Origin of the sequence: Sporocytophaga myxococcoides DSM 11118 (genome assembly GCF_000426725.1) — a bacterium.
In the GTDB taxonomy this organism is placed as follows: domain Bacteria; phylum Bacteroidota; class Bacteroidia; order Cytophagales; family Cytophagaceae; genus Sporocytophaga; species Sporocytophaga myxococcoides.
This window is the reverse complement of the sequence record NZ_AUFX01000005.1, coordinates 588,079-594,163: the sequence shown is the minus strand read 5'-3', so window position 1 is coordinate 594,163 and position 6,085 is coordinate 588,079. Positions and strand designations below refer to the sequence as shown.

The window sequence follows — 6,085 nt, the reverse complement described above, 5'->3', positions numbered from 1 at the left end:
TTGTGGTCCCAGCTGCATCTGTAAAATATGTATAGGTCAGACCCGCTGTTGAACCAGCTGTTACTCCTGCTCCGGTTATGCTCACTGTATTTGGTGAACATACTGCTGAAGGATTGGTAACCACTACTGTTGGTTTTGGATTTACTGTCACTGTCACCGGCTTGATATCAAAACAGCCTGTTGCTGCAACAGTACCTTTAATATAGTAGGTACCTGATGTCGCAACTGCTGCCGGAGTTCCCAAGCTTGTGGTCCCAGCTGCATCTGTAAAATATGTATAGGTCAGACCTGCTGTGGAACCAGCTGTTACTCCTGCTCCTGTTATGCTCACTGTATTTGGTGAACATACTGCTGAAGGATTAGTAACTACTACTGTTGGTTTTGGATTAATGGTGACTACTACAGGTTTAATATCAGTACAAGTTCCTGAATTTGTACCTTTTATATAATAAGTACCTGAAGTTGATATTGCAGTATAATTCACTAAAGGAACAGTACCAGCAGCATCTTCCCAATATGTAAATGTAAGCCCTGGGGCAAATCCAGAGGTAGACCCAGCTGTTACTGCAGCAGCAGAAAGGTCTACAGTATTCGGAGAGCAAACTGTTTGATTTGTTGTAACTACTATTGGTGGCACATCGCAAATACAAAGCTTTTTCTGACTGCTACAATTGGTGACACAATTATTAACCGCACTACCTAATCTCCCCGGAGCAGGAAGAGCTCCACAATAATTAATTTGATTTGAGGAGGTAAAATTAAAATTAAAGGTCAGTATTTTACTTATATTAACGTTCGCACACTTGCCTGCATCTCCAACAAAAGTTACAACATTCGTCTGATCATTTTTTAAGCCTTCACTTGCTCCGGTTCCTGTAATTTTAAATTCTGCTCCATTATTGAGGCGTAATTGATTTGAGCCGTTGGTGTGCAAATTAGCTGACTTAGCTTCAATAGATCCTCCATTATAAGCAATTGAATTTCCTGCCAATTCAAATTCTCCGCCTGATAATATCTTCGATTCCCCACATGAATTAGTAAAAAAGTTACTATTACCCTGGACTCTAAAATCACCTTGTGTATTAACTGTACCTCCATTCGTAAAGGTATTACCTCCATCAATATTTATATATCCATTCGTATTAAGAGTAGCCCCATACCTGATATTAACTATGCTATTACTAATACGCGTACCTTGTCCTCCCGAAGTTATTACATTCATCGTTCCATTGGTATCGACATCTAAATCCAGTGAACCGTTAATTGCATTTGTTGTAAGATTCAATGTTTTATTTTTGGTCGTATAGAAATAAGCCTTCGCATTCCAGCTTCCTACAGAGATATTATTATTTCCATAGGACTCCAATCTAAAACCTGCGGTATTTACATTAAAGCTATTAATTGTAACACCATCAACACAGACTTTAAGAGTCACATTAATATGTGATAGATTAAATGTAACATTCCCGGCAGGGACCGCAGTTATACAGATGGTTTGGCCAGCCGCAGTTGAGCTTATTGTAGTTGATGAAGAATTAAAAGTACATCCGGTGCATTGGCCATAAGCATTTATTTCTGCCAATAGAAAAGAAATAAAAAAAGCTAACCATAAAAAATGTTTCCTGTGATCCATTTTATTAAATTTTTCTAATTCAATCAAAAAGAAATAAATCTTATTTTTAAAGTCATTAGAGATAGTCGCTTTTAGCCTCCCTGTATATTTACTGATTAAATCCATGAGCATTAAGAGACTAAAATACTTGAACAGTTCCCTGTTTATCCTCCTTATATATTCATTTATATTAAAAGACTTGTACGAAAATTGGATTCTGGGGTTAATAAATATTTGAGAATTAGACAAAAGAAGATGAAAAAGTTATAAACAAATAAACTTTAACAAAGCTTTAAAACCGTTTATCGAAATCATTTGCTTTTTTGTCTAATAAAAATATTTTCATTCCTTATGCTTCCTAAAATTTAAACAACCATAGGCATCTAATACCCGTATCCTAACTAGTATTCAGTTTTTTATGCTTATGATAGCTCGCACATTATTGCTGATAACCTCTTGTATGCTTCTTTATTCATGCATAAATATTAATGTCGGTGAAGAGACTAAAAAAGAACCTAAAACGAAAAAGGTCAGGGCTTCATACCGTTCCAATAAATATCATAAGAGCAAAAAGTTTTATCATAAAGTAGATGATGTATATACTAACAATAAAGGAAAGAAAAATTCATCTTCTGCTCAGTATAAGAAACAACAGGCTTCCAATTTGAAGAACCTCAACAGAAACAAAAAATACAATAATGTAAATAAACCTGACACTTCTTTTGAACTGTACTAATCACACTTTTTTTAAACTTTAGAATATGAAGGTTTACATAAAGAGCATTATACTGATTACACTGATCTTGAATACATTTCAGTTAAAATCTCAGGATATCCAATTTTCTCAATTCTATAATGTACCATTGTACATGAATCCAGGCTTTGCAGGATCATTACATAGAACAAGGGTCAGTTTTCATCAGAGATTACAATGGCCAAAACTTGATGCAAAATACACTACTTCCGTTTTAACCGGTGACACATACTTCTCCAAATACAAAAGCGGTTTAGGACTTATGTTTTTGCAGGACAACCAGGGCGGCGGACAGATAAGCAGTACAGAAGTACATATAATGTATTCTTATGAGGTCAATATAAACCGAACCTGGACCTTTAAGCCAGGACTTGAAGCAGCTTATGTTTCAAGATTTCTTAATTATGCAGAACTTAGATTTCCTCATCAATTCAATAATACCCAAGGTCTTGTCAGTGGAACAGATCCTCAGGATTTATTAAATAGAGCAAAAGCCTATGCGGACCTTTCTGCAGGTGGTGTTTTATACACCAAGGAATTCTGGTTAGGATTTGCAGGGCATCACGTTAACACTCCGAACCAATCATTTGATGGAGGTGCTAATGTAAGTACTCTTCCTACCCAATATTCTATAGTCAGTGGTTACAAATACGTTTTGTTTCAAAGGGTATCTATGCAACACGACAAAGAAGAAGTCAGTGTAACCCCCACTTTTCAATACAAATGGCAAGGAAAATCTGACCAATTGGATCTTGGATTGTATGGAGCTGTAAATGAATTCTTGGTAGGTTTCTGGTATAGGGGCATTCCAGTTAAAAGATATGAACATAGAATCCAAAATAATGAATCTATTATTGGTTTTGTCGGATGGAAAGGTGAAACGATCAGAATCGGATATAGCTATGACCTTACAGTATCAAGGCTGGCAAGAGCGGGTACTGGCGGTTCTCATGAATTTAATCTAACTTATGTTTTCCCCAAGAAGCACAAGAAAAAAATTATGAAGAGGTTGCCTTGTCCATCATTCTAGTCAATTTCAATAAAATAAAATAGACCTTAAGGAAAATTCCTTAAGGTCTATTTTATTCACACTAAATAAATTAACAACCTATCCCATCTATTGTTAAGATCCACATCAATTACCTTCAAGGCACAGCCACTCACTTGTTCCGCTCTAATACTTTTTTTCAATTAAGAATAACTCAATAATTCAACCTTAAATAATTCTTGCATATTTCTTTAAATGTTTTCTTTCCTGCAATTCATTCATCTTTTAGTCATCGGAATCTATGCTTTAGAAATCTTAAATGTTAAATCACTTCCAATATGCTTTCAATTGATTGAAAGAAATTCGCCAGATAAATATGGCTTTATTTTGCATCTGGAAACATCTTAACTGGTTATAAAAAAAAGAGGTTGCTGAAGCAACCTCTTTGAAGGATCTGATAATCTGAATAACTATATTATTCTATAATTTCTATTTCAGTTCTGCGGTTCATTTGTTTATTCTCAGGAGTATCATTAGCCATAATAGGCTTGGTTTCTCCGAATCCTTTAGATGTTAGTCTTGAACCTGCAATACTTTTACTTATAAGATAATCTACAACAGCTTTGGCACGTGCATCAGACAATCTTAAATTATGGTCATCATTTCCATCACTATCAGTGTGACCGGAAATTAATATTTTAATACTCTTATTATTATTCAATAGCTCTACCAGCCTCTCCAATTCAGCTTCAGACTCCTTCCGAAGCGTTGCTTTATCAACATCGAAGAAGACGTTTCTTAAGACAATTTTGGTTCCTTTCTTCAGTTGTTCCATACAAATCTGATCATCGATTTCCTGATAATGCTCGAGAAATGGTATATCAATATTCTTTGAATAAAAGACATAACCAGGTGCTTCAACGCTTACCCCATAGTTTTTTCCTGCAGGAAGAATAACTATATAATTACCTGTACTTGAGTTAGGTGTATAGATACCTATAACTTGTTGTGTTGTATTGTCTGTAACGGTAATCTTTCCTGTAACCGGATTATTCAAATTACAGTTCAGTATCTTACCTTTTAACACAACCAGTGCAGCTTCAACATCTGCTCTCTCCAGCATATAAATATCTTTTTCTCCGTACCCTCCCTCTCTTTCAGATGCAAAATAAGCTCTCTTATTATCAGCAGACCATACGAAGAAAACATCATCATCAGCAGTATTAATAGGATACCCTACATTCACTGGCTCAGTAAGAATAGTAGCTGTTTCTAGATTTATAGTACAAGAAAAAATATCATATCCCCCCATTGATTTATGTCCCTTAGAACTGAAATACAGTGTTTTTCCATCCGGGTGAATGAAAGGAGCATCTTCATCAAACTTTGTATTTATCTTAGGTCCTAGATTAATTGGTTTGGCATACTCGCCATTAGGTAATTTTCTCGCCATGTAAATATCACGCCCCCCCTCTCCTGCTCTATCACTGGTAAAGAATATTATTTTCTTATCCGGAGTAATACTCATATCTGACTCCCAGGCTTTGGTATTGATATTACTGCCAATATTGCGTGGTGCAGACCATTCTGTTCCCATTAGATCACTGACAAACAAATCACCGTGATTTTCTTTAGACCATCTGTAGATAAATAATTCCTGACCATCTGCAGAAAGACCTACAGAACCATCATGAGACGCAGTATTGATGCCATTTCCCAAATCCTGTGGTTTAGTCCATTCTCCGTTTACTTTATTAGAGATGTATATATCCTCAAAAAATTTATTGTCCTGAATATCTATCTGACCTCCTGTAGTGCTGTCTCTGCGGGATATGTAGATGATTGTACTTTCGTCTGCAGAAATAGAAGGATGATAATCCGGAAATTTCGAATTGACATTCGGACCAAGATTCGTAATTTTTACTTCTTTGGGAGTTTTCACCAATTCAATTCCATTCTCACAATTAGATATGAGTCTATCAGCAATTTGCTTATCAGAAGGAACATTTTTTTTGTAAGTGTTCAATAATACTATGGCCTCTTGAAATCTATGAGCAAGGTGATAAGAAACAGCAAGATAATAATCAAGGTCAGGATATTTTACTCCTCCAGTTTTAGCTTTTTCCAGATATGGCAAAGCTTTTAGCTTCTGATCTGTGTGATTATAGCATAGTCCCACTGAATATGAAATTTCGGGATCATCAGGCTGTAAACTATCTGCTATTAAAAATAAATTCAAAGCTTTTATAAATGCTTCCTGATCGCCAGACTTACCAATTCTGAAAAAATTAGCGGCCTCGTCAGATAATCTCCTTACTTCCTTCTTATTGTTCTGAGCATTTATATTAAAATGAAAAAACAACAGAAGAAGGACTAGGATAACCTTCAGTCTATATTGAGTAAACATTGAAAAGATTTTTTTAGTATCTGTTTAATACGTAACAATTTAATTAATATGATAAATATTTTCAGAAATTTTAAAAGAGACATTAGTATTGTTTATATGATTTTACTGACAATTGGTCTATAAAAAATATTATCAGATAAAAATTAAAAAGCCCCTAGTAAACTAAGGGCTTTTTTGAGGTTCCGAGCGGATTCGAACCGCTGTAAAAGGTTTTGCAGACCTCTGCCTAGCCACTCGGCCACAGAACCATATCTTGGTGATGTAAACTTATAATAAATACTTATAACTTCAAAAAAAAATAACATTTTATTATAAAATAGAAAT

Annotated in this window: 4 protein-coding genes and 1 tRNA gene; 2 read left to right on the top strand and 3 right to left on the bottom strand. The window is 35.0% G+C overall.

What is annotated here, in order from left to right:
• Nucleotides 1–1,633, bottom strand: a 1,633-nt coding sequence (locus tag K350_RS0108505; protein ID WP_156026975.1) for an immunoglobulin domain-containing protein, incomplete at its 3' end; no start/stop codon positions are given.
• A gap of 403 nt (nucleotides 1,634–2,036) precedes the next feature.
• On the opposite strand from K350_RS0108505, the gene K350_RS0108500 reads away from it, so the two are divergent.
• Nucleotides 2,037–2,348 carry a hypothetical protein gene (locus K350_RS0108500; protein WP_156026974.1) on the top strand — a complete coding sequence of 104 codons (312 nt, stop codon included), beginning with the start codon at nucleotides 2,037–2,039 and terminating at the stop codon, nucleotides 2,346–2,348.
• A 25-nt stretch (nucleotides 2,349–2,373) separates the two neighbouring features.
• Entirely contained in the window at nucleotides 2,374–3,396 is a 1,023-nt protein-coding gene (locus K350_RS0108495) for a PorP/SprF family type IX secretion system membrane protein (protein WP_028979544.1), read from the top strand.
• Between the two features lie 433 nt (nucleotides 3,397–3,829).
• Here the strand turns inward: K350_RS0108495 and K350_RS0108490 are convergent, their stop codons facing one another.
• Nucleotides 3,830–5,761, bottom strand: coding sequence for an OmpA family protein (locus tag K350_RS0108490; RefSeq protein WP_037574580.1), 1,932 nt, complete (start codon nucleotides 5,759–5,761; stop codon nucleotides 3,830–3,832).
• A 177-nt stretch (nucleotides 5,762–5,938) separates the two neighbouring features.
• A tRNA-Cys gene (locus K350_RS0108485) sits at nucleotides 5,939–6,009 on the bottom strand.
• Nucleotides 6,010–6,085 lie beyond the last annotated feature (76 nt).

What these genes read in the sequence shown, in the direction of transcription:
- K350_RS0108500 (WP_156026974.1), top strand. Translation starts at nt 2,037, where the DNA reads ATGATAGCTCGCACATTATTGCTGATAACCTCTTGTATGCTTCTTTAT.
- K350_RS0108495 (WP_028979544.1), top strand. Translation starts at nt 2,374, where the DNA reads ATGAAGGTTTACATAAAGAGCATTATACTGATTACACTGATCTTGAAT.
- K350_RS0108490 (WP_037574580.1), bottom strand. Translation starts at nt 5,761, where the DNA reads ATGTTTACTCAATATAGACTGAAGGTTATCCTAGTCCTTCTTCTGTTG.